Raw genomic sequence first — 23,769 nt, forward strand, 5'->3', positions numbered from 1 at the left:
GCTTTCCTGCGCTCTTTTTTCGTCACTAAAAATTTCTTCGCAAATGACTTGACTTCCTATAGTTGGTCACCTCCTTACAATGTTCGGGTTTCCCCTGTACCATTGTATGCCCGATCCTTCAAACGGGAACCAAACACCCAAATAACAAAGAGCGTCGGAGGAAACTTCCGACGCTCTTTGTTATTTGGGTGTTCTATTTTTGTGGGGTATCTTCCCGCACCTCACATACGGTCAGCACATGGTCGCGCACGGTGAAACGAATCTCCTGTTTTCCAAACACAAAGCCGTACACCCGTTCAGGGTCCTCCTGATAGGAAGGTCTTGGGTCATGTCCCAACACACCGATCAGCGCCTGACGCTGGTCGGACGGAATCCGCTCCATCCACTCCTCCGGAATCACCACCTGCAACGGATGCAGATGCAGCTCATCGGTAAAGCCGCCTGTTGCCTCTGGGTGGCTGTCGGTGTAAGGCAGATAAGGTTTGATGTCCAGAATCGGCGTGCCGTCCATCAGGTCTGCTCCCGACACCCGCAGTACCCATCCGTATTTGGGATGCTTCTCGATGCCCTCCAGCTTGACCGAGGACAGTCCGATAGGATTTGGACGGAACGGTGAACGGGTGGCAAACACGCCCATGCGGGTATTACCGCCCAGCTTTGGCGGACGCACCGTTGGAGACCAGTTTTCCCGCACTGCCTGCGAAAACTGCCAGATCAGCCAGAGATGCGAAAAATCTTCCAGTCCGCGCAGTGCCTGTGGGTCACGGTACTCCGGTTCAAAGACGATGGTGGCGCGCAGTTCCTGCACCAGCCCGCTTTGGCGCGGGATTCCAAACTTGGAGGGAAAATCACTGTGGATGCGCGCAATGATCTTCACCGGAAACTGTTCTGTCATAATAGCACTTCCTTCTGTTGCGGTTTGATAGTGCCATTATAGCACAAAAAGGGATGTTCCGCGAGTCTTTCCGTCTTGCTCTTGAGATAGGAAATATCGGACATTATTTTCACAGAAACGAAATCCCTTTGCACTGAACATTGCGGACAGTGCAAAGGGATTTCTTCGGGAAGATATAAAAATGAACGAGATTGCTTACCAGATGTGCAGAACGTGCTGCATTCCCAGGCTGACGGCTGCAATCGCAATCCAGCAGCACAAGCCCATGAAGATTGGTTTTCCGCCGGTCTTGATGAGTTTGACCAGATCGGTGTTCAGGCCAATCGCCGCCATTGCCATGACGATGAAGAACTTGGACAGCTCTTTAAACGGAGCAAAGAAGGACGCATCCACTCCTGCCGAAACCGAAACGGTAGTGATCACCGAAGCCAGCACAAAGAACAGGATAAAAAACGGGAACACTTTTTTGAGCGAGAAATTGTTCTGCTCAGCGCTTCCCTGCTTCTTTGCGCGCCAAGTGCGCCACAGAGCCAGTACCAGTGTGATTGGGATGATTGCCAGTGTGCGGGTCAGTTTGACGATGGTCGCACGGTCCAGCGCATTTGCGCCTGGATGCATACCGTCCCACGCCGCTGCTGCCGCTGTCACCGACGAGGTATCGTTGACTGCGGTTCCGGCAAACAGTCCAAATCCTTCGTTGCTCATTCCCAGCATGGTTCCCAGCGTCGGGAAGATCAGTGCTGCAATGACGTTAAACAGAAAGATGACCGAAATCGACTGGGCAATTTCCTCGTCGTCTGCACCGATAACCGGCGCTGTTGCCGCAATGGCAGAGCCGCCGCAGATGGAAGAACCGACGCCCACCAGCGTGGAGATATTGACCGGCATCTTCATCAGATGGTGCAGCAGATAGGATACAATCAGCGAAGTCGAGATGGTGGACAGAATAATCGGCAGTGAGGTCGCGCCTACCTCTGCGATTTCGGAGAGATTCAGACCAAATCCCAGCAGGATGACCGCATATTGCAGCACCTTTTTGGATGTATATAAAATTCCTGCCTGTGTGCTGTTTTTCTGCCGGTAAAACAGGGCGATCACCATACCGGCCAAAATTGCAAATACCGAGCCTCCGATGATCGGGAATGCCTTTCCAAGCAGCCAGCACGGAATGGCAATCACCAGGCACAGCAGCACGCCAGGCGCCAGTTTTTTCACTTGATTCACGTTTGTTCCTCCTCATATCTCTATTTTTTCCTTTTCTTGCCAGTAGACAGTATACAGCTGATTGACCATTATGTAAAATTATCATTCTTTATTTTTGTATAAAAATATGTTATGATAAATCTATTGAAGGAGGTGGTTTCGGGATGCTCAATTTCCGCATCGAAACCTTTCTGGCCGTCTGCCAGACGATGAATCTGACCCGCGCTGCACAGCTATTACACATCACCCAACCGGCGGTATCTCAGCACATCCGCGCACTGGAGGAGGAGTATGGTGCAAAGCTGTTTGTCTATCAGGGAAAACAGCTCTCACTGACCGAAGCCGGTCAGCTGTTTTTGCAGACAGCTACCACTATGCGCCATGACGCCCATCATCTGAAGGAAGCCATCCGCGATCTTTCCTCCCACCGGCGGCTGGACTTCGGCTCCACACTGACCATCGGAGAATACGTCATGCCTCAGCCGCTGATCCGACTGCTGCAACAGCAGCCCGAGCTGCATCTGCGGATGATTGTCTCCAACACCGCCGATCTGCTGCGGATGCTCGACCAGGGACAGATCGACTTTGCCATTGTCGAAGGCTTCTTTGCCAAGCAGGACTACGACAGCCTTCCCTACCGCACCGAGCGCTATCTGCCGGTGTGTGCGCCTGAGCATCCCTGTGCTCAGGGCAGTTACTCGCTGGAACAGCTGCTGGACGAGCACCTGCTGGTGCGTGAAGAAGGCTCCGGCACCCGTGAAGTGCTTCAGAGGGTATTGGAGGAGCGCAATCTGACGCTGCACGATTTTTCCCATTGCAGCGAGCTGGGCAGTCTGGACACCATCAAGGCGCTGGTGACTGCCGGCGTGGGCATCTCCTTTTTCTATTATCCGGCGGTACAGAAGGAGCTTGCTTGTGGTACCTTGCAGGAAATTCAGCTGGACGACTGCCAGATCACCCACGATTTTACCTTCCTGTGGCGCAAAGGCAGCGTGTTTGGCTCCTATTATCGCGAGGTCTTCGATCTGCTCCAGCCAACCGACTCCTCCTGCTGACCTGAAAAACAACAACCCTCGGGACGAAATCCCGAGGGTTGTTGTTTTTTTATCCTACCGAAAGCCACTATTTAAACAGATAATTTTTTCCATCAGGGCAGCTCAGTTCCATGCGGTCCTGTTCGGTGATCGGACGCAGTACACGGCAAGGAACACCCACAGCGATGACACCGGCAGGAATATCCTTGGTCACTACGCTGCCAGCGCCGATAACACTGCCCGCTCCGATGGTGACACCGGCGCAAACGGTGCAGTTTGCACCCAGCCACACGCCGTCCTCCAGCCGGATAGGAGCCGAGTCGCCGATTCCCTCTTTGCGCTGCTGCGGATCAAGCGCATGGCCTGCACAGGTCAGGCAGCAACCTGGCCCGATAAACACATCTGCTCCGATATGGATGGGCGAGGTATCCAGCATCATACAGTTATAGTTGAGCAGCGCCATACCTTCAAAATGGATGTTAAATCCATAGTCGCAGTGAAAAGGCGGCTCAATAAAGGTAAGCTCCGTGCAGCTTCCCAGCAGCTGTTTTAACAGTCGTTTTCTTTTTTCTCCTTCGCTGGGACGGCTCATGTTGTACTCCCAAACCAGCTCCTTTGCCCGCGCCTGCAAGGACGGATCAATCTGCCCATGCCGTGAACAGTAAGGCGTATCGGTTTTCATCAGTTCTTCCACACTCATCTTCTTCTGTTTCTCCACGATACAACTTCCTCTCTGTGACGATTTTTATTACACACCAATACAGTTTAGCAGATTTTCCCCCGAAAGAAAAGCTGCTCATTTTCTGCACAGCAAAAAACAGCCCTCAGACGAGGGCTGTTTTTTATCGTTTAGACATCGGCACGCGGCTGCATGCTCATCTCCCAGAAGTGCAGCTCGTGCTCGGAGCAGTCGCGGAAGATTTTCATACAGGTTTCTTTGCGCTGCTCGCTGAGATTTGCACAGGCTTTCTCGGCAAAGCCGATCCACTCTTTGCACAGCTTCTCATAATAATCGCCCGCATAGTCACTGACAAACCGTCCATAGACCGTCTGCTGTACCTGCGGATGCTCGCGCAGCAGGCGTTCAAAAATCCAGCCATAGCTGAGCATGCACGGCAGACACGCCATCATACACTCGGCAGGACCTTCGGAGTCTTTTGCCGCCTGTAGCATCCGGTCGACATAGGCCTGATTCTGCGGACGCAGCGGCAGACGCTGGATGGCTTCATCGTCCAGTCCATAGCGATGGACATAATAGCGGCGGGTCGAATCCTCCGACTCGTTGACAAAGGACAACAGCGAATAATAGGTGCGGATCTCCTCCATATCCTTGGCATACAGGATACCATAGGCAAATACCCGCGCATATTCGCGCAGATAGAGGCTGTCGTCCACGATATATCCTTTAAAACATTCTTCAGGCAGGCTGCCGTCGGCCATCGCGGTCAGAAACGGACTGTTCAGACACTGTTCCCAGATTGGCAGGCTGTCCTGTACACACTGTTCTACAAAGCTCATGTTATGCACTCCTTTTGACCATTCTTCCCAGCGTTTTGAGCGGCAGCGCCAGCACAATAACCGCCGACATCAAAATCAGCGGCAGATTCTGCGACAGGTTGTATCCAAAGCTGTATCCCCATGCGCCCCATCCGTCCCAGGCATTCTGAGAAAAAAAGACGACGCCGCTGAGCAGATGTCCGCAGAAGCGGAGCACCGACGCCAGTACGATGCCGCACAGCACCTTCCAGCGTTTGTCGCTGCCAAAGATGCCGGCATAACCCAAGCAGGAAAAGCAGACCAACTGCTCGACAAAGATCTGGCCCCAGTGAACCGGCTGCCATGCCGGCACAAAAAACATTGCCAGAATGCCGCACACCCAGCCGCTGAGAAAGGCGACGCGCGGCTGATCCACGATGGACAGCATCATCAGCGGAACCATCGAAGCAAACGGGACGGTCGCGCCGGTGGGCAATGGAATGCGGAACGACTCCAACACCAGACTCATGGCGATGCACAAACCGCACAGACAGATTTCACGGGTAGACAGCTTTACTCCGCGGCACAAAAAGAGGGTCACCCCAAAATAGACAACCACGAAGGTGACGGTGATGACAACAGTCAGGCTCATGCGCGGAACACACCTTCCTTGTCAAACAGGTGATCCAGCGGACCCGAACCGTGTCCCAGGTTCATCATGCTTGCAAGCGCACCGGAGATGTAATCCTTGGCGCGCTGAATCGAGGTCTTCAGGTCATAGCCCTTTGCCAGATTGGAGGCAATGGCGCTGGACAGCGTGCATCCTGTTCCATGGGTGTTTGGATTGTCGATGCGCTTTCCATGAAACCAGGTAAACTCTCCGTCTGCATACAGCAGGTCGTTGGCGTCGTTGATACTGTGACCGCCTTTGCACAGAACCGCACAGCCGCAGCTGTCGCCGATCTGTTTGGCTGCCTGCTCCATCTGCTGCTCATTTTCGATGGTCATGCCCGACAAAATCTGTGCTTCTGGGATGTTTGGTGTGATCACCGTCGCCAGCGGCAGCAGCTTTTCCTTCATCACACTGACGGCGCTGTCCTGAGAAAGCACCGATCCGCTGGTCGCCACCATCACCGGATCGACCACGATATTTTCCGCCTGATAGTGTACCAGCCGTTCGGCGATGACCTCCACCAGTGCTGCCGAAGATACCATGCCGATCTTGACGGCATCCGGACGGATGTCCTCAAACACTGCGTCGATCTGTTGCTTTAAAAATTCGGGAGTAACCTCCATGATTGCGCGCACGCCGGTGGTGTTCTGTGCGGTCAGGGCGGTGATTGCCGTCATCGCATAAACACCGTTTGTAGCCATGGTTTTCATGTCTGCCTGAATACCGGCGCCTCCGCTGGAATCGCTTCCTGCGATTGATAATGCTGTTCTCATCGTTCATTCTCCTCTCGTTTGTTCAGCACTATTTTTATAAAGCGACGGAAGGTGGTGCCCCCAATCTGCCGCTTGCGAAGGATTTTCTCCGCAGAAATTCCACCGGAGGTGAAAACTTCGGTGAAAAATTTCCCATATATTAAAATTTGATTGTCCGGTCTGCCGTCCGGCTGATTTCTTCCCATTCCTCCGCCGTCGTCTTTTCATACACGCCGACGGTGAAAAATCCGGCCTGTCGCGCCGTTTGCAGCGCATACAGAGCATCTTCATAGACGGCAATCTCCTGCGGACGCTGTTCAAACCGCCGCGCTGCCTCCAGATAGATCAGCGGTTCCCGTTTACTGGTGCAAAGCTCCTCGCAGGAGAGCAGAAAATCAAACAGAGACAGCACCTCCAACCGCTGCAGACACGCCTGCATCAGCGGCATGGCGGTGGCAGAAGCCACGCACATCTGCACGCCCTGTGCCTTCTGCTCCTGCAAATATTCCTTTACTCCTGCTTTGAGTGGGATGTCCTCGCGGTAGTGTTTCTCGATCATCCGCAGCATCTGTTCCTCTGCCTGCTGCGCAGAACATTCCAGCGCATAATGCCGGACAAAAAAGGCTGCCGACTCGGACAAGGTCATCGGTGCGATGGTCTGCATCACTTCATCCGAAATGGCAGTGATTCCCAAACTCGCCAGATACTCCTGTGCCAGATGGTTCCAGACGCCCATCGAGTCGATGAGCGTCCCGTCCATATCAAAGATGGCAAATTGTTTATTCATTGCCCAAAACCATTTTGTCCGACAGCTCGCGCAGTTTTTGGGCGGCTGCCTTTGGATCCTCGGCAGCAAAGATTGCCGAAACCACCGCGACACCGTCCACACCACTGCCGGACAGCTGCATCAGATTGTGTTCCGAGATGCCGCCGATGGCGACCACCGGAACCTTGACCGCATTGCAGATTGCCTGCAGCGTTTCCATCGAAAGGACGGATACGTCGGTCTTGGTGGAGGTGGAAAATACCGCGCCGACGCCCAGATAGTCCGCGCCGTTTTTGACCGCCTCCAGCGCTTCCTCCACGGTATGCGCCGAAACGCCGATCATCATCTGCGGTCCTACCTTTGCGCGGACGTCTGCCGCCTCCATATCCTCCTGACCGACATGGACGCCGTCTGCTCCACATTCAACTGCGATGTCTACCTCGTCATTGACGATGAACGGCACGCCGTAACGATGGCACAGCTGCACCAGGTCGCGCGCCTCCTGCAGAAATGTTTCCCGATCCAGATGTTTTTCCCGCAACTGCACACAGGTTGCGCCGCCTTGCAAGGCAGCTTCCACCTGCTCGTACAGGCTCATCTTGCCTGTCCATGCACGGTCGGTGACGGCATACAGGCGCATCATCTTTTTATCGCAATTCATACATTGCCCCTCTTTCCAGTTCGTCCGGTGTCAGGTGGTCCACCGCGTCGATGATATAGCCGCGGTAGCTCAGGTTGCCGTCCTGCTCACCCAACCGTTCCTGTGCCTTCTGTCCGCACAGTCCCATCGCACAGACCGCCGCGGCGGTTGCTGCCAACGGTTCTGTCGGATTTGCCGCAAGGTAAGCGGTGGTCATCGCCGAGAGCTGGCAGCCGGTTCCGGTGATTTTGCTCATCATCGGATGACCGTTGCGGATACAGTAAGCGGTCTTGGCATCTGCGACAATGTCGATAGCGCCGGTGATGGCGATAACCGCGCCGGTTTTTGCCGCAAATTCCTTTGCAAAGGCAACTGCCTGATCGAGATTCTGCTCGGTGACCTGGTCGGCGACATCAGCATCCACACCTTTGGTGCTGCCGCTGCCCATCGCCAGCGTCTTGATTTCCGAGATATTGCCGCGGATAACGGTAAACTGTACCTCCTTCAGCAGCTGCAGCGCCGTGTTGGTGCGCAGCGTCGAAGCTCCGGCGCCCACTGGATCAAGCAGCACCGGATGATGCAGGCGGTTGGCCTGCTTTCCTGCGGCAATCATCGCAGGGATGGTGTGCTGATTCAGCGTGCCGATATTGATATTCAGTCCTGCACAGAGGGAGGTGATCTCCTCCACCTCGTCCACATCGTCGGCCATAATCGGCGATGCTCCGCACGCCAGCAGAATATTGGCGCAGTCGTTGACGGTGACATAGTTGGTGATATTGTGAATCAGCGGATTTTTTTCGCGCACATTGGCAAGCATCTTTCCAAGCATATCATTTTCCTCCTTTTTCCTCTGTTAGTGGCTCAGCTGGGCCTGCATCTGATGAAGCACGCCGCCTCTTTGCAGCGAGTAGAGCAGGATACCGGACAGCACTGCACCGCCTGCTGTGGAAACAAAGAACGGAATAATATAAGCATAGAACATCACTTCACCAGCAGGCTGGCCCATCAGCAGGATTGCAACCGGATAAGCGCACAATCCGCCCAGAATGGAGGTGCCAAAGACCTCGGCGATCAGGGTCGGGAGCAGCTTCGGGACTTTGTAGTACATCAGTCCGCACAGCAGCGCGCCGAACATGCTGCCAGGAAAGGCCATCAGACTGCCCAGTCCCAGCAGATTGCGGATCAGGCTGGCTGCAAAGGCGACACCCAGTCCGTAACCAGGACCGAGCAGCACTGCGCACAGGATGTTGACCATGTGCTGCACCGGCGCACACTTGCTGCCAAAGACAGGGAAGGAAAACAGGCTGCCCACGACGGCAACCGCACACAAAATACCGGCAATACATAATTTTTGAACATTACTTTTTCTCATCGTTGACACTCCTTTGATGTTTGACAGAGAAACGGGCAAAAACAGCGACGCTTCTCCCATGAAATTGCATCCATGAAACAAAGCCGGTGGATTCCACACAGCCCTTTTGGCCTCCTGAACCGTTGTTCAGAAGGTATCGGAAGAAATCGGTCGAGACTTGCTGGTCTCCTCTCACGCCGGAACACGGCTTCCCATCGCTGTTATTACAAGACCCAGGGCGCTCCCCCTTTGTCCGCCGCGGTTATCTCGCGGAATTCCCCTTCTGCCTCCCTTCAAAAAAGTGCAAAAAAACAGGAGACACCTGATGAGGTGTCTCCGAAAAAGCAGTTTTATACTTCCTACGGCGGCATTATCCGCATCAGGTTAAGGGTCGAAGTTAAGATGACTTCCTCTCAGCCTGCCATACAAGCTCCCCTGTTTTTGCTGTATTATTATACCGCAAGTTTTGTCCGATTGCAAGTATTTTTGTCCGATGGTGGATCATCGTGCCGCTGTGTTACCGTGCGTTTTGAACCAGCGGAGCGACGGTTTCTGCTTAGCTGTTCATTGCACCAAACTAGGTTCATACTTTCCTCTGCTTCCTTTTGCCGCCAGATTTTGTCCTCCATGGAAATCCTGACCCGCTTGGATTACTTAGGGACATTTTAGCAGATAACAGTCAGTGAAAACGGCTGAAAAACCGAACTACAATGAGCAGTCGAAAGTGTAGAAGTAGTTTCAGGCAAGCTCTGTACAAAACTGATATTTTGTGGTAGACTTTACGAAATTGAACACAAAAGCTATGATAAGAAATAGTAAGCATCTCGGATTTTCAGAGAGAAGGCGGTCGGTGCGAGCCCTTCATGAAAAGATGCCCAACCCATCTTTGAGCTGTGAGCTGAAATAATAGTAGGCCTCATCGGGTTCTCCCGTTACAGAGATATGGCATCGGATTTTACCCTGTGCCGGAAAGTGCGGATTTTATCCGAATTTAGGTGGTACCACGGACTTGTTTATAGTTCGCCCTAAGCTGACGTAGTGTCGGCTTAGGGCTTTTTTTGTGTTCAAAAACAAAATGGAGGTATCATAATATGAAACTTGAGAAACTTGTCGGAGATCGTTTCCGAGAAAGACCGTCAGATTGTCTCGTTGACAGCCACGCTTTGATGGTGCGTGGCGGCTACATGAAGTATGTGGCAAACGGCATTTATTCTTCCTATATGCCGTTAAAAAGAGTGACCCGCAAAATCGAACAGATCATTCGCGAGGAAATGGATGCAATCGACGGACAGGAGGTTCAATTTCCCGTCGTTATGCCTGCATCTCTTTGGCAGGAGTCTGGAAGATATGAAAGCATTGGCAAAGAAATGGCTCGTTTCAACGACCGAAACGGCAGTCCTCTTGTGCTTGGTATGACACATGAAGAAGCTGCTGTTCATCTTGTGCGTGATTATGGTAAGAGCCATGTAAAATATCCCTTCATGGTGTACCAAATCCAGACCAAGTTTCGTGATGAAGCAAGACCGAGAGCCGGACTGATCCGTGTGCGTGAATTTACGATGAAGGATGCGTACTCCTTCCATACCAGTCAGGCAGATTTGGAGGAATATTACGACAGGTTCCATCAGGCTTATGAGCGTATTTATGCAAGAGTCGGTCTGCCGGAAGTTATTTCCGTCGCTGCTGATTCCGGTATGATGGGTGGCAGTATTTCCCACGAGTTTATGCTGCTCACCCCTATCGGTGAAGATTCTATTGCCATCTGCACGGAATGTGATTACCGCGCGAATATGGAATCTGCTGAAAACATCCTTCACAACAAAAGAAACGACGTTTCTGATGAACTGACTCTCGTGCATACCCCGAACACCCACACCATTGAGGAAGTATGCACGTTCCTGCATTGTGATAAAAAGACTTCCTGCAAGGCTGTGGTCTACCAGAGTAATTTAGATGACCACTATATTGTACTGTTTATTCGCGGCGATCTGGATGTCAATGAAACCAAGCTCACAAACTATTTAGGCTACGATATACATCCGGCAGTGATTACCGAAGAAAGCGGATTAACAGCAGGATATATCGGTCCTGTCAATCTGAACGGCAATTTTACCGTTTTGTATGATCGCTCCCTTGAGGGAATGAACAATCTTGCCTGCGGCGCTAATGTATACGAGTATCACTATACCGGTCTTGATATGAGCCGCGATGTCGAAGGCACAGAATACCACGATTTTGCCAAGATTCAGGAGGGCGGCATCTGTCCGCATTGCGGCAAACCCATGATTACTATATCCCGTGGTATTGAAGTGGGAAACATCTTCCAACTCGGCACCAAATATACAAAGTCCATGAATATGACTTATATCGACAGCAACGGCGAAACACAATATCCTCTGATGGGATGTTACGGTATCGGTATCGGCAGACTTGCCGCTTCGATTTGCGAAGCACATCACGATGATTACGGTCCGATCTGGCCGATGGCTGTTGCACCTTGGCAGGTACACCTCTGCGCTGTTCGTGCCGACGATGCTGAGGTGAAACGTTATGCCGACAAGTTGTATGAGGAACTGCAAAATAAAGGTGTAGAGGTCATTTATGACGACCGTATCGTAAGTGCCGGTGTCATGTTCTCGGATGCCGACCTGCTCGGTGTACCTTTTAGAATCATTGTTAGTCCACGAAACATGAAGCAGAATATCGTTGAAATTGTTTCAAGGGATAAGAGCTTTTCTGCAAACGTTTCTATCAACACGGCAACAGAGGAAGTACTAAAAATATTGTCTGACGTAAAATAAACTGTTATAACAAAACGGCGGCAAGGATAAATTTCTCTCCTTGCCGCCGTTGCTATTTGATAAAAAGTGTTCTGAGACTCACTCTGCTCAGGTGAATCTATCGATTTCTATTTCGTGATTGTTTTCCAACAGGTTAGGCGATTACTCACATTTGGAGAGTAAAGCTACTGTTTCCACATAGTTCGTCTGGATAGAGTGTACGCCCTTGCTGTTTTTACAATCAAGGGAACATATCTACAGTACTTTCTGTGTTTATCCTTTTGTGGGAATATGTCAATAAATCGGATGTATCTTCTTTCATGAAGCTTCATTTACACTTCACGCAAATCAACAGACATAATTTCCCTCGTGGGCCAGAATGCACACAAATGTAGCTTTGTAATCATTCCCATAAACGGATGAAAGGATTTTAACAAAACAGGAAGTGCGTTGCATATTGTTTCCGTCTCATCAATCAATATCGTAGCATGAGGTGTCCATGGAAACGTTTCATCGGTTTTGATATGAATCGCTTCTCGAAGTGAGAAAAGTTTGGGGGGATTCATGTCAGGAGCTGCAAAAAGAACCTTGCCTCCTGCAAATATTCCAATGTGACTAATGTGAACCGGTATAGCAGCAAACTCTCTTGCCAGATGTTGCATTTCGCAAATCACCTCTTGCTCCTTATCAAGTGCAAAAGTTGCCAAACTAATATGGAACGGAAGTCCGGGTGTCTGCGTACCAACAAATCCCTCATTTTTTAATTGATTACTCCATTCATTCATCAGTGCCTGCGATTCTTCATCAAAATCTGCCATTAATGTCAGAAACTGTTCTGCCATATACCATTCCCCTCCATATTAATTCCCTTTCATCTTGCCCCAGAAACAAGTGAATCATTGCTGTCCTTTTACCATCAACACCACGCACTCTACATGCGTCGTCCGCGGGAACAGGTCAACAGGCGCCGCCTTCACCAGCTGGTAACCCAGTGCGGCAAGCTCCTTGCAGTCGCGGGCAAGCGATGCACTGTTGCAGGAAACCATCACCAGACGCTGAGGAGCCATCGCTGCAATCGCCTGCAATACCTGCGCATCACAGCCTTTGCGCGGCGGGTCCACCACAATCACATCGGGATGCAGATTTTCCTCTGCCAGCTGCACTGCCGCTTCCTTGGCATCTGCACAGATAAAGCGGGCATTCTCTACGCCGCAGCGTTTGGCATTGGCGCGGGCATTTTCCACTGCATCCGGCACAATCTCCACGCCGATCAGTTCGCGCACCTTGGATGCCATCGACAGACCGATGGTTCCTGCGCCGCAGTACAGGTCGACCAGCAGCTCGTCGCCGCGAAAATCCGCCATCTCGGCAGCCAGCTTATACAGCTTCTGTGCCGCCTGACGGTTGACCTGGTAGAAGCTTAATGGCGACAGCTCAAAGCGCACCGAGCACAAGGTGTCCTCGATGGTGTCGCTGCCATAGATGGTCACACACTTTGGTCCGAGGATAACATTGTTCTGCTCGCGGTTGATATTGAGCACCACCGAGGACACCTTCGGGCAGACCTCCAACAGTCCCTGCACATACTCCTGCTGATGCGGCATCCGCTCGCTGTTGAGCACCAGGCAGACCATCACCTGACCGGACACCTCTCCATAGCGCAGGTACAGGTGGCGCACCTTTCCCTTGCCGGTTTCCTCGTTGTAGGCAGAGATGTTGTGCTGTTCCAGAAACTGTTTTGTATATTCGAGGATGTCCTCAAAAAAGTCCGGCTGCAAATCACAGCTGGCGCAGGAGATCACCCGATGGCTGCGCTTTGCAAAAAAACCCGCCTCGATTTTTCCATCGTGCTCCCGAATGGGATACTGTGCCTTGTTTCGGTAACCCTGTACCAGCGGCGACGGTGTGATGGGCAGCATCGTCGGTTCCAGTCCACCCAAGCGTCGAAGATTGGATTCCACAAACTCGGCTTTGTGCCGCAGTTCTGCCTCGTAGGAGATATGCCGAAAAGAGCAGCCGCCGCACTTTTTATACACCGGACAATGGTCGTCCACGCGGTCGGGCGACGGTTCCAGCAGTTCTTCCACGATGCCGAAGCTGTAATTTTTCTGCACCTTGACGATCTTTATTTTCAGTCTGTCCCCTACCGCTGTATATGGAACAAACACCACCATTCCATCAATTTTGGCTATGCCGTTTCCGTCCGAGGACATCGCGGTGATCACTGCTTCTTCCACCTGATTTTTCTTTAGCATATTCCTTCTCCATTTCTGTTTTCCATCGTTTGAACTCTCTATTTTTTACGCCAGCAAAGATGCCGCCAGACCGATCGCACTGACAGCAAAAACTCCTGCCGCAAACACCAGGAGGACTTTTTGCAGGCGTCGGTCGGCATGAAACGCACGGTCAATCTGCTGCGAAAACAACGCACAGACAATCGCCGGCACCAAAAACAGCCAATAGGATTCCATCTTCGATTTCTCCTTTGGTTTGAGCGCATTTTTCTCTCTTGTTGATGTTAGTATAACAAAAAAAAGGCCCTGCTTCAACCAGAGCCCTTCTGCTTTGTGTATTTTTCTGGTATACTGTCAACAGCAATCGTTTTTTCGGAAAGGAAATCGACCATGGCAAAAAAATCCAACAAGCCTTACAAAAAGGCGTATCTTGAAATTACCAATGTCTGCAATCTCAGCTGCTCCTTCTGTCCTAAAACAAAACGTTCTCCGCGCTTTGTCAGCGTGGAGGAATTTTCCCGCCTGCTCTGCCAGGTACAACCGTTTACCGACTATGTCTATCTGCATCTGATGGGCGAACCGCTGCTGCATCCAGAACTGGGTGAGCTGCTTTCCCTGTGCGACAGCCATCATCTCAAGGTGTCGCTGACCACCAACGGCACCCTGATTGCAAAGCAGCAGGCGCTGCTGCTCTCCTCTCCTGCGATGTATCGGGTGAGCATCTCGCTGCACAGCTTTGAGGCGAACTGCACTGGTCAAACGCTGGAGGACTATCTTGCCGACATCCTGCATTTTTGCCGCGTCGCCTCCCAGCAGACCGGTATCTACTGCGTACTGCGCCTCTGGAACAAGGATAGCGCCCTGCTCAAAGCGCAGAATCAGCGCAACGTCGACATCTTCGCCCAGGTGCGTACCTTCTTTGAACTCGACTTTGATCCTGCACAGGCGCTGGAACAAAAGCCCAGTGTTCAGATCTATCCGCGGGTCTATTTGGAAACTGCCGAAAAGTTTGCCTGGCCCGATCCTGAGCGAGACGATCCCGCAAACAGCGTCTTTTGTCACGGACTGCGCGACCAGTTCGGCGTGCTGGTCGACGGCACCGTCGTTCCCTGCTGTCTGGATGCAGAAGGCGTTATCAACCTCGGCAACATCTACGCTCAGCCGCTGGCTGAAATCCTTTCCTCGCCGCGCGCACGGGCACTGTACGACGGTTTTTCCCGCCGCGTTCCTTCGGAGGAACTCTGCCGACGCTGCGGATACGCCCAGCGTTATTCCATCCTATAATTTTTCCAGCCGGCGCTTCATCTGAAACGCCAGCTCGCTGACCGGAATGGTCAGCAAAAACCACAGCGAGGTAAAGCCCAGACAGACCTGGCCCATCAGATTAAGCGGCTGGTCGGCATAGTTCCACACATCCCAGCCCAGCTTCAAATTGACCAGACACCCTGTCACAAATTCCAGAACCGTAATCAGGGTACAGCTGGCAAAGCAGCAGAACCACAGCGGCAGCCTGCCGCAGCAGCGTACAGCCAGCTGTGCCACCAGCAGATAGCACAGCCCGCCCAGCACAAACATGCTCCAGTGGGTAAATCCACGCCAGAGCACCTCCAGAAAGGAATAGCAGATACCACCGAACAAAAACAGAATCAAACAGGAAACACTTTTCTTTAACACAAAATCACCACAGCACACGTTTTTCTTTTAGTATCACAAAAAAGGCGGGAAATATACTTCCTGCCTTTTTTATTTATGAATCGAAAAAAAGACCTCCAAAGGTATTTGGAGGTCTTTCAGTCATTGTTTATGCAAGTGTTGTGCTGCCAAACCAGTACATGCCGTTGCCATCGACGGTCCAGCCGGAAACCTTGGCGGTATCGGTGGTTGTGGTGATGACATTGCGGTACAAAGGCATCACATAAGCATCGTCCACCAGTACCTTTTCTGCTTCATTCAGCTTGGTGGTACGCTCCTCGCCGGTTGCCTGCATCGCATCCAGCATCAGCTGGTCAAAGTCAGGATTGGTGTATCCGCAGCCAGACTGGAGGTTGGAAGAAAGGTATGGCTGCAGGTAGAGCTGCTGATCGTTGACATCTGCTTCCCAGACGCTGCACAGTACATCGCTGTACTGGAGGCTGTTGCGGCTGAGCTTGAAGGTCTCTGCATCCTGTGCAGTCAGGTTGACGGTCAGACCCAGTGCTTCCCATGCAGATTTTACGGTCTGCAATGCAGCGGCAGTCTGCTCGTTGTCCAGATAAACGATTTCAATGGTGCTGCTGTCACCGGCATCTGCCAGTGCAGCTTCGATGACGCTCTTTCCGGAATCATCCGCAGCAGCGGAGAGAATCTCCTGTGCGCCGCTGACAGAGGTCAGTGCTTCACCGCCGGCAGCCTGTGCTGCAGCGGTGCGGTCCAGTGCCTTGGAAAGTGCTGCACGGACGTCTGCATTTTTCAAAAGCTCGTTGCCGGTGTTGGCGTTGACTACCAGGCTGACCACGCGGTTGGAAGCAGCGGTCGAAGCCTCGATGGTGGAAGCAAGCTCCGGTACCTCAACGGTGTTGCCTGCGGTATCGGTCTGATCTTCTGGCTGAGAGATAGCGCCGTCGGTCATCACGATGTCGCCGAAGGCCATGCCAACCGGAGCAAAGTTGTCATCCAGCATCTTTGCAACGATGTAGTCCAGAGAAATGCTGTCCTTGTTCCAGTACTCTTTGTTCTTCTCCAAAACGAACTCAACACCCTCGGTGTAACCGACCAGAGTGAATGGTCCGTTAGAAACAGCTCTTGTCGGGTCTTTCGACCAGCTGCTGTCCGAGCTGACCAGGTCCTCGCGCAGCGGCATAAATGCCGGCAGGCAGAGCAGCTCATTAAAATATGGAGTCTGCTGGTTTAAGGTGACTTCCAGTGTCTTGTCGTCCACTGCCTTGACACCCAGTGTGTCGATCTCTGCCAGTCCCTGTGCAATGTCGTCATAACCGGTCAGAACGCTCATCAGGTAAGCGTTGCTTGCGTTGTTTTCCGGGTTTGCACAGCGTTTCCATGCAAATTCAAAATCCTGTGCCTTGACTGGCTCACCATCCGACCAGGAAGCGTCGCGCAGAGTGTAGGTCAGGGTGACGGTGCCGTCCTCGTTGACCTTTTCCTGCGGCATATCCGCTGCCATTGCCGGCTGTGCGCCGCTGCCGGTGTTGCGCATCAAACCTTCAAAGGTGTTATTGACTACACTCATGCTGCCCGAAGAAACGCTCCATGCCGGATCGAGCGCCTCGCTGTCGCCGCCCAGATTCCAGGTCAGTACATCACCTTTGCAGTCGTTGCTGACCATATTGTCTGCACTGGAGGTTGGCGTTTTTTCGGTTTCCTGTGTCTGTTCGGTGGTCTGTTCGTCGGTTGTCTGCTCATTCGAGCCGCAGCCGCTGAGAACCGAAACGGAAAGGAGCATTGCAAGCAGTAAAGCTAAAACTTTTTTCACTGTTTTTCCCCCATTTACCCTACGGGTTTTTATTTTTCCACACCAGAACCCCAGCGTTTTCTCTTCGCAGAGGGCTCTGTTTTTTCATATCATGGTTAGGATTTATGATACCACGCTTTCAGCCGTTTGTCAAAGAAACAAGGCCGTTTGTCGGATATTTTACAGTTTGGAAAAAATTATCCGCCCAAACTTAACGTCCAAAAGCGGCGCGAACCTCTCCGGCAAGGTAAAGCGAGCCCAGAGCGCAGACCACGCCCTCTTTGCCCGCCTGTCGGGTGGCTTCCGCAATTCCCTCGCGGACACTGCCACAGGCACAGGCAGGAAGGTGAAAACGCTCGGTCAGCTGCTGTGCCAGCAGCTGCGGCTGCATGGCGCGCGGGCTGTCCGGACGGATGCAGACAAAACTCTTGGCGATCGACGCCATCTCTGCAAGCATATGGTCGGTGTCCTTATCCGCCATCATTCCCACCAGAAAAACCACCTTCTGCCCAGGATAATACTCCCTGAGTGCCGCTGTTGCCGCGTGCAGGCACTGCGGATTGTGTCCACCGTCCAGAATAAAGTCCGGTGCAGTCGAAAGACGCTCAAACCGCGCCGGCCAAACTGTCTTTGCAATGCCTTCCCGTACATCGTCATCGCTGATGCGGTATCCCTGTGTTCGCAGCATGGCGACTGCCTCCAGAACGTTTGCTGCATTTTTTCGCTGATGTGCGCCAGCCAGCGGCAGCATCAGCTTTCCATATTCCCTGTCCTCCAGCGTCTGACCCGCTACCGAAGCGTCGAGCACCCGCAGACGCTCGGGATCTGCCAATGCTAGTGGCGCATGGTATTTGTCACAAATTTGCTGGACAACCGCTACCGCCGAAGGCTCCTGCAGCGCCATCACCGTTGGTGTCCCTTCCTTGACGATGCCGCCTTTTTGCGCGGCGATCTCCTCCAGTGTATTTCCCAGTGTTTCGGTATGATCCATTCCCAGCTGGGTGATAATGGCAACCTTTGGCGAAGGGATGACATTGGTGGAATCGAGCAGCCCGCCGATTCCCACCTCCAGCACTACGATATCACAGTGCTGCTGTGCAAAATACCACAGTGCCATCAAGGTCAGCACCTCAAAGACGATAGGTACTCCTCCGAGCTGTTCGCAGACACGCTGCACCTGACTTGCTGCCTCCACAAAGTCCTCGTCCGAGATGGGCACTCCATCAATATGCATCCGTTCATTGTAGCGCATCAGATGCGGCGAGGTATAAAGTCCGGTGCGATAGCCCGCCGTCTGCAATACCGAGGCGGTCATTGCCGCAGTGCTGCCCTTGCCGTTGGTGCCGGCGATATGTACAAATTCGGTATGATGGTGTGGATCGCCCAGAAGATGCAGCGCCTGCTGTAACTTTTCCAATCCATAGCGTTCCCGCACGATGCTGCTGCTTTCCACAAATTCCACTGCCTGTCGATAATCCACTGTGATCCCTGCCCTTCACCAAAAACGATTCAAAACAAAAGGGACACTATCCAAAAACAGTGTCCCTTCCGGCATCCTGAACGGATTTACATTATTTAACGTAAGCGATTGCTTCGATCTCAACCAGAGCGCCTTTTGGCAGTTTTGCAACTTCGTAAGCAGCACGAGCTGGGCAGTCCTCGGTGAAGTACTCAGCGTAAACTTCGTTCATTGCGGTAAAGTCACCGATGTTCTGCATCAGAACGGTGGTCTTTACAACGTTTTTCATCGACAGACCCTCAGACTCGAGGATTGCTTTGATGTTTTCCAGGGACTGTTTGGTCTGAGCTTTGATGCAAGCCTCTGCCAGTTCGCCGGTTGCTGGGTTGATTGGCAGCTGACCAGAGATGTACATATTGTCACCAGCAATAATTGCCTGGGAGTATGGTCCGATTGCGCCTGGAGCTTTTGTTGTTGCAACTACTTTTTTCATGATAATCTCTTCCTTTTCATTCAAATTTTTTCGCAGACTGCGATAATATATGAAAACCCGACGGTTTTCCTTCCATTTCCTATTTTATCATATTTTATACAGAAATGGCAACCTCTATTTTTCTACGAGCATCATCTTTGCACATTTATACACATCTCCACAGCCCATGGTGATGACCAGATCTCCTGGCTGTGCATGACTCATCACATATGCAGAAATTTCCTCAAAGGTCTTAAACCAGACACAGCCTGGAATCTTGTCTGCCAGATCTTTAGCGTAGATGTTGTAGGTGTTTTTCTCGCGCGAACCCATGATCTCCGACAGCACCACATGGTCCGCAATCTGCAGTACCCTCGCAAAGTCGTCCAGCAGCATCGCTGTACGGGAATAGGTAAACGGCTGGTGTACCGCCCACACGCTCTTGTATTCCATCGCCTTGGCTGCTTTCAGGGTAACCTCCAGCTCCTTTGGATGGTGGCCGTAGTCGTCCGCAATGGTCACGCCCTTGTTGACTCCCATGATTTCAAAGCGGCGTCCTGCTCCCTGGAATGCACCTGCCGAAACGATCGCCTCCTGTGGAGTACAGCCCGATTCGATGGCGGCGGCAATCGCTGCCATACTGTTTAAAATATTGTGGTCACCAGGCACGTTCAGCAGCACCTGTCCCAGCTCCTCCCCATGGCAGCAGAGGGTATAGCTGGTGTGGCGTCCATCTTTATGGACGATGTGGGTGGGATAATAGTCGTTCTTCGGGTCGATACCGAAGGTAATCATCTTTTTGCCGGTGACGCCTTCGACCGCTTTACAGGTGTTGAGGTCATCGCCGTTATAGATTACCGTCCTGGTGGTCATCTGGGCAAACTTGTGGAAGGAGGCAATGATGTTGTCCAACGTCTTAAAGTATTCCAGATGGTCGGCATCGACGTTGAGGATGACCGCAATATCAGGGTGGCACTTGAGGAAGTGATCCTCAAACTCGCACGCCTCGCAGACCATAATGTCGCTGCTTCCCAGTCGTCCGCTGCCGCCGATGGCCTCCAGCTTGCCGCCAACAACCGCCGACGGGTCCTTGCCGCACTCCATGAACATCTGGGTCAGCAATGCAGTGGTGGTCGTCTTGCCATGGGTGCCGCAGACGCAGATGCAGTTGTCAAACCAGCTGGTCACCAGTCCCAGCAGATCGGCGCGCTCGATGGTCGGCACACCGCTTGCACGGGCAGCAATCAGCTCAGGATTATCGTCCATGATGGCCGCAGTGTGGACAATCAGGTCGGCGCCTTCGATGTTTTCGGCGCGCTGACCCAATGTGACCGGAATATCCATCTTTTCCCGTTCGAAGTTGATGGTGTCACCAGGGTTATTGTCCGAACCGGTGATATAGTAGCCCATTCCGTGCAGAATCTGCACCAGCGGGAACATACCCGAACCGCCGATACCGATGAAATGAAGATGCTTTTTATCGTCCAGAAAATCTTTGCGAATCTTTGTCATACAAACCACCTTTGATGTGTGTTTTTCTTTGGATTGTGGATGTGCCCTCTGTTTTCTCTATTATATTGCGAATCGAGTGGAAAATAAACAGTATTTTCCCGATTTTGTTCGATTTTTCTTTTTCTTGCCATCAGCGCATAAGCTGAGAAAGGAACGAGCATACTATCATCGACCTTGAAAACCTTTCCAAAAACCGACCCAAAGGAGAAAACAGCATGAACATTACTGATATTCGCATCCGCAAAACCTACACTGAAAACCGTCTGCGTGCGCTGGTTTCCATCACAGTGGATTATGACCTTGCTGTCCACGACATCAAGATCATCGAGGGACCAGAGCGTCTGTTTGTCGCGATGCCCAGCCGCCGCGATGAAACCGGCGCCTTCCGCGATATCTCCCACCCTATCACTCCACAGGCCCGAAAACAGCTGGAGGACGCTGTGCTTCAGGCTTACGAAAAATACATTGCCGAACACGAGTCTGCACCTTCTGTTCCCGATTCCTCCGAACAAAATCCACAGGCTTCCCGTCAGACTGCCCTGTGGGAACAAAACCTCTACAATGCGCCCAATCCGACCTTCCGCTCCTGAAAAAAGCTCCCGCAAGGGAGCTTTTTTCATTTCTTCTCTTTTTGCTCGATCATCTCGGCAAAGACAAGCCAGCCAATGCCGATCACCAGACTGAGAATTCCCATCACTGGCAGAAAGATTCCCGTATATTCCAGCCCTGCCGCAAACAAACCCATATCCCAGGAAGTTATCGAGCTCATAAAGACGGCTGCCGACAGATTCCATGTACAGAAAAACATCGCTCCCATCAGGCAGAATACGGCGCCAACGCCTCTGCGGTTCATCCGATGCCCTCCTTTCTTTTTATTTTTTACTATCGTAGCATATTTGGATGACTGCCGCAATGCTGCTGTGGATGCAGATGTTTTCCACAGTAAACAAAAAGCCCTTCCTCCGGGTGGAGAACCAGAGGAAGGGACTTTATGATGAATGTTTACCTAGGCTAAGAAGGGATTATCTTCTCTTTTTGCCCAGAGCGACTGCACCTGCCAGAGAAACTGCTGCCAGTGCAACTGCCAGACCGATCATATCATCGGAACCGGTGTCAGGGTTGCCCTTGTCGCTGTTGCCGCCGAGGTAGTCGTTGCTCTCCTGCACCTGGCCGTTTCCACCGTTGGATGGAGTTTCCACAGTTTCCTCGTTGGTGTTGTCGTTGGAAGGAGTTTCTGCCTCTGCGCTGATGTCCAGTGCAGTTGGGCTGAGTACATAGTTGCCCAGGGAGCGGGTTTTGAGCTCCATGGCTTCGTTTTCTTCGTTGTAGACAGCCTCGGTTGCTTTGAGCGCACCGTTAACCACCTGATACAGGTACATTGGCTCGTCCACTGGGATGATCAGTGTACCGGTGGTGTTGAAGCTGTCCAGATCGCCGCGGAAGTTGTAGAAGTACAGGTCTTCTGCATAGCGGCTTGCAATCTCTCTGTCGAACAGACGGTCGAACTCGAGCATTACTTTATCGCCGCTGAACATTCTTACAGTATAGTAAGCATTGTCATTAAAGTTGAAGGTAGCAGTACCATCCTGATCCTCTGCTACTTCCCAGACGGATTTTTCGTAGACGTTGTTATCCCATTCAAAATCAACCAGCTTGTCGGAGGAAGGGTTTGCAAAGTTGCCTTCCATCTGGATCTGCTCGGTCTTGTTCTGGGTATAACGCTCGTTGATGTAGATGTTGAAGTTGTATTCCAGCGCGTCCAGGCTGTTGTACTCGTCCTTGGTCTGTGCCTTTACATAGACTGCACCTTTGACCAGATTCTTGTCGCTCGACTGTGCTTTGTAGAACTCTGCGGTTTCGATGACTGCTTTGGTCTTGTCCACAAAGTTGAGCTTCCAGTTTTTGTCGATCTGACCGTTGTATGGTACATGACCGGTCATCTCTTCCTTGGAAGCGCCGATGGTCACGCTCTCGCCTTCTGCGGTAGTGAAGTACAGCGGCAGGTAGATGTCATCCCCTGGCTGAAGTTCGATTTTGTTTTTCTCCTGCAGGTCGTAGCTGTGTACTTCCTCGCCGCGCATCACCTGAATCTGACCGCCAAAACCAAACTCGTTTGGCCACTGATTGCCGTTTTCATCGACAATCCCTGTCTCAATGTCGGCAAATGCCACGGTACTCATCGAGAGCAGCATGGCGGATGCCATCGAAAGTGCAATGATTTTTTTCATTTTTTGTTTTCCTCCTATGAATCATCTGTTCTGTCGCACCCGCTGCTGTCAAGTATTCCTCCTGTTGTGAATAGAAGAGCTGAAACCGATGTCCGCAGCCCTCCCTGTGGAAGGACGGTCTGTGAAGTTCTCCACGCACTTCCTACGTCTGTGGCTTATTATATACGCTGCAAAACAATTTTGCAATAGCTTTTACAGTGGTAAATGTTTGTTGTTTTTCCGCTTATCACATCCCGTTCCAGCTTTTTGGAGAAACAGGTGTGGGATATTGAGAAGCGGATGATTGAACGGTTTGGAAATCGGGCATACTGTGGACGAAGCAAAAACTCACTTTATCAAGAAAAGAGGGACACGCCATGAACCTGACCACCAAAGAACTGACCGCCATTGAGGAGCAGCTGGGACAGGAAGAACTGCTGATCCAGAAGTTCAAGATGTACGCCGAGATGACCCAGGACCAGCAGCTGAAAAGCTCCTGCCAGCAGATCGCTGCCAAACACGAAATCCACAAAAGCAAGCTGCTCAACCTGTTGTCCTGACACTGCAAAGGAGGAATGTACCCATGATGAAAGAAACACTCAACGACCGTGAGATGCTGACCGATGCACTCTCGTCCGAGAAATTCATGACCGAAAACTACAACACCTTCACCAACGAATGTGCCTCCCCGACACTGATGAACGAATTCATGAACCTGCTGTCCGAGGAACACCAGATCCAGCACGACATCTTTTCCGAGATGCAGAAGCGCGGCTGGTATCCAACCCAGGATGCGCCCGCCGAAAAGATCGCACAGACAAAGATGAAATTTTCCTCCAGTTCCAACTAACCTCCCGCAGGAGCTGC

26 protein-coding genes, 1 riboswitch and 1 other annotated feature are annotated in these 23,769 nt (G+C 51.9%); of the genes, 6 read left to right on the forward strand and 20 right to left on the reverse strand.

The window, feature by feature from the left end:
* Nucleotides 1–193: 193 nt before the first annotated feature.
* Both tsaA and Q0L39_RS04830 read right to left on the reverse strand, forming a co-directional pair.
* Nucleotides 194–895 (reverse strand): tRNA (N6-threonylcarbamoyladenosine(37)-N6)-methyltransferase TrmO, encoded by a 702-nt coding sequence (tsaA, locus tag Q0L39_RS04825; RefSeq protein WP_296627199.1) that lies wholly within the window; start codon nucleotides 893–895, stop codon nucleotides 194–196.
* A gap of 195 nt (nucleotides 896–1,090) precedes the next feature.
* On the reverse strand, nucleotides 1,091–2,119 hold the full coding sequence (locus Q0L39_RS04830; RefSeq protein ID WP_296627200.1) for a YeiH family protein: 1,029 nt from the start codon (nucleotides 2,117–2,119) through the stop codon (nucleotides 1,091–1,093).
* Nucleotides 2,120–2,262: 143 nt separating this feature from the next.
* Between Q0L39_RS04830 and Q0L39_RS04835 the strand changes: the two genes are divergently transcribed.
* Nucleotides 2,263–3,153 carry a LysR family transcriptional regulator gene (locus Q0L39_RS04835; RefSeq protein ID WP_296627201.1) on the forward strand — a complete coding sequence of 297 codons (891 nt, stop codon included), beginning with the start codon at nucleotides 2,263–2,265 and terminating at the stop codon, nucleotides 3,151–3,153.
* A gap of 67 nt (nucleotides 3,154–3,220) precedes the next feature.
* On the opposite strand, the gene Q0L39_RS04840 is transcribed toward Q0L39_RS04835, so the two are convergent.
* The 8 genes from Q0L39_RS04840 to thiW all read right to left on the reverse strand — a co-directional run bounded on the left by Q0L39_RS04840 (nucleotide 3,221) and on the right by thiW (nucleotide 8,811).
* A complete protein-coding gene (locus Q0L39_RS04840) occupies nucleotides 3,221–3,832 on the reverse strand; it encodes a sugar O-acetyltransferase (protein ID WP_296627232.1) in 612 nt (203 codons plus the stop codon).
* 149 nt (nucleotides 3,833–3,981) lie between these two features.
* Entirely contained in the window at nucleotides 3,982–4,650 is a 669-nt protein-coding gene (locus Q0L39_RS04845; RefSeq protein ID WP_296627202.1) for a TENA/THI-4 family protein, read from the reverse strand.
* Between the two features lies 1 nt (nucleotide 4,651).
* Complete coding sequence (locus tag Q0L39_RS04850) at nucleotides 4,652–5,260, reverse strand: energy-coupled thiamine transporter ThiT (protein ID WP_296627203.1); 609 nt, start codon at nucleotides 5,258–5,260, stop codon at nucleotides 4,652–4,654.
* Complete coding sequence (gene thiD, locus Q0L39_RS04855; protein ID WP_296627204.1) at nucleotides 5,257–6,054, reverse strand: bifunctional hydroxymethylpyrimidine kinase/phosphomethylpyrimidine kinase; 798 nt, start codon at nucleotides 6,052–6,054, stop codon at nucleotides 5,257–5,259. Before thiD ends, Q0L39_RS04850 begins: the two co-directional genes overlap by 4 nt.
* Nucleotides 6,055–6,193: 139 nt before the next feature.
* Nucleotides 6,194–6,820: an HAD family phosphatase gene (locus tag Q0L39_RS04860; protein ID WP_296627205.1), complete on the reverse strand. Its 627-nt coding sequence runs from the start codon at nucleotides 6,818–6,820 to the stop codon at nucleotides 6,194–6,196.
* On the reverse strand, nucleotides 6,813–7,460 hold the full coding sequence (thiE, locus tag Q0L39_RS04865) for a thiamine phosphate synthase (RefSeq protein ID WP_296627206.1): 648 nt from the start codon (nucleotides 7,458–7,460) through the stop codon (nucleotides 6,813–6,815). The genes Q0L39_RS04860 and thiE overlap by 8 nt, the downstream gene beginning before the upstream one ends.
* Nucleotides 7,447–8,268: a hydroxyethylthiazole kinase gene (thiM, locus tag Q0L39_RS04870; protein WP_296627207.1), complete on the reverse strand. Its 822-nt coding sequence runs from the start codon at nucleotides 8,266–8,268 to the stop codon at nucleotides 7,447–7,449. The genes thiE and thiM overlap by 14 nt, the downstream gene beginning before the upstream one ends.
* Nucleotides 8,269–8,292: 24 nt before the next feature.
* Entirely contained in the window at nucleotides 8,293–8,811 is a 519-nt protein-coding gene (thiW, locus tag Q0L39_RS04875) for an energy coupling factor transporter S component ThiW (protein WP_296627208.1), read from the reverse strand.
* 318 nt (nucleotides 8,812–9,129) lie between these two features.
* A riboswitch (TPP riboswitch) is annotated at nucleotides 9,130–9,237 on the reverse strand.
* 346 nt (nucleotides 9,238–9,583) lie between these two features.
* Nucleotides 9,584–9,821: a binding site (T-box leader), on the forward strand.
* Nucleotides 9,822–9,881: 60 nt separating this feature from the next.
* Here thiW and Q0L39_RS04880 point away from each other — a divergent pair.
* Nucleotides 9,882–11,591, forward strand: coding sequence for a proline--tRNA ligase (locus Q0L39_RS04880; RefSeq protein WP_296627209.1), 1,710 nt, complete (start codon nucleotides 9,882–9,884; stop codon nucleotides 11,589–11,591).
* A gap of 311 nt (nucleotides 11,592–11,902) precedes the next feature.
* Here the strand turns inward: Q0L39_RS04880 and Q0L39_RS04885 are convergent, their stop codons facing one another.
* From Q0L39_RS04885 to Q0L39_RS04895, 3 genes are read right to left on the reverse strand one after another with little or no spacing between them, the layout of a single operon-like run.
* Nucleotides 11,903–12,412 carry a 2'-5' RNA ligase family protein gene (locus Q0L39_RS04885; protein ID WP_296627210.1) on the reverse strand — a complete coding sequence of 170 codons (510 nt, stop codon included), beginning with the start codon at nucleotides 12,410–12,412 and terminating at the stop codon, nucleotides 11,903–11,905.
* A gap of 54 nt (nucleotides 12,413–12,466) precedes the next feature.
* Nucleotides 12,467–13,825, reverse strand: coding sequence for a 23S rRNA (uracil(1939)-C(5))-methyltransferase RlmD (gene rlmD / locus Q0L39_RS04890; RefSeq protein ID WP_296627211.1), 1,359 nt, complete (start codon nucleotides 13,823–13,825; stop codon nucleotides 12,467–12,469).
* A 45-nt stretch (nucleotides 13,826–13,870) separates the two neighbouring features.
* A complete protein-coding gene (locus Q0L39_RS04895) occupies nucleotides 13,871–14,041 on the reverse strand; it encodes a protein CrcB-like protein (protein WP_296627212.1) in 171 nt (56 codons plus the stop codon).
* Between the two features lie 153 nt (nucleotides 14,042–14,194).
* Here Q0L39_RS04895 and Q0L39_RS04900 point away from each other — a divergent pair, with 153 nt between their 5' ends.
* Nucleotides 14,195–15,088 carry a radical SAM/SPASM domain-containing protein gene (locus tag Q0L39_RS04900; protein ID WP_296627213.1) on the forward strand — a complete coding sequence of 298 codons (894 nt, stop codon included), beginning with the start codon at nucleotides 14,195–14,197 and terminating at the stop codon, nucleotides 15,086–15,088.
* Here the strand turns inward: Q0L39_RS04900 and Q0L39_RS04905 are convergent.
* The 5 genes from Q0L39_RS04905 to murC form a co-directional block, all read right to left on the reverse strand.
* Nucleotides 15,083–15,454 carry a hypothetical protein gene (locus Q0L39_RS04905; protein WP_296627214.1) on the reverse strand — a complete coding sequence of 124 codons (372 nt, stop codon included), beginning with the start codon at nucleotides 15,452–15,454 and terminating at the stop codon, nucleotides 15,083–15,085. The genes Q0L39_RS04900 and Q0L39_RS04905 overlap by 6 nt on opposite strands.
* Before the next feature lie 151 nt (nucleotides 15,455–15,605).
* Nucleotides 15,606–17,273: a peptide ABC transporter substrate-binding protein gene (locus Q0L39_RS04910; RefSeq protein ID WP_296627215.1), complete on the reverse strand. Its 1,668-nt coding sequence runs from the start codon at nucleotides 17,271–17,273 to the stop codon at nucleotides 15,606–15,608.
* 190 nt (nucleotides 17,274–17,463) lie between these two features.
* Complete coding sequence (locus Q0L39_RS04915; protein WP_296627216.1) at nucleotides 17,464–18,732, reverse strand: folylpolyglutamate synthase/dihydrofolate synthase family protein; 1,269 nt, start codon at nucleotides 18,730–18,732, stop codon at nucleotides 17,464–17,466.
* A 91-nt stretch (nucleotides 18,733–18,823) separates the two neighbouring features.
* A complete protein-coding gene (locus Q0L39_RS04920) occupies nucleotides 18,824–19,204 on the reverse strand; it encodes a RidA family protein (protein ID WP_296627217.1) in 381 nt (126 codons plus the stop codon).
* 114 nt (nucleotides 19,205–19,318) lie between these two features.
* Entirely contained in the window at nucleotides 19,319–20,695 is a 1,377-nt protein-coding gene (gene murC, locus Q0L39_RS04925; RefSeq protein ID WP_296627218.1) for a UDP-N-acetylmuramate--L-alanine ligase, read from the reverse strand.
* Between the two features lie 215 nt (nucleotides 20,696–20,910).
* Between murC and spoVG the strand changes: the two genes are divergently transcribed.
* Complete coding sequence (gene spoVG, locus Q0L39_RS04930) at nucleotides 20,911–21,285, forward strand: septation regulator SpoVG (RefSeq protein WP_296627219.1); 375 nt, start codon at nucleotides 20,911–20,913, stop codon at nucleotides 21,283–21,285.
* A gap of 26 nt (nucleotides 21,286–21,311) precedes the next feature.
* Here the strand turns inward: spoVG and Q0L39_RS04935 are convergent, their stop codons facing one another.
* Nucleotides 21,312–21,548, reverse strand: coding sequence for a hypothetical protein (locus Q0L39_RS04935; RefSeq protein WP_296627220.1), 237 nt, complete (start codon nucleotides 21,546–21,548; stop codon nucleotides 21,312–21,314).
* A 169-nt stretch (nucleotides 21,549–21,717) separates the two neighbouring features.
* Nucleotides 21,718–22,923, reverse strand: coding sequence for a hypothetical protein (locus Q0L39_RS04940; RefSeq protein WP_296627221.1), 1,206 nt, complete (start codon nucleotides 22,921–22,923; stop codon nucleotides 21,718–21,720).
* Nucleotides 22,924–23,279: 356 nt separating this feature from the next.
* Between Q0L39_RS04940 and Q0L39_RS04945 the strand changes: the two genes are divergently transcribed.
* On the forward strand, nucleotides 23,280–23,462 hold the full coding sequence (locus Q0L39_RS04945) for a spore coat protein (RefSeq protein ID WP_296627222.1): 183 nt from the start codon (nucleotides 23,280–23,282) through the stop codon (nucleotides 23,460–23,462).
* A gap of 23 nt (nucleotides 23,463–23,485) precedes the next feature.
* Nucleotides 23,486–23,752 (forward strand): spore coat protein, encoded by a 267-nt coding sequence (locus Q0L39_RS04950; RefSeq protein ID WP_296627223.1) that lies wholly within the window; start codon nucleotides 23,486–23,488, stop codon nucleotides 23,750–23,752.
* Nucleotides 23,753–23,769 lie beyond the last annotated feature (17 nt).

Origin of the sequence: uncultured Negativibacillus sp. (assembly GCF_944388365.1) — a bacterium.
Classification (GTDB): Bacteria; Bacillota; Clostridia; order Oscillospirales; family Ruminococcaceae; genus Negativibacillus.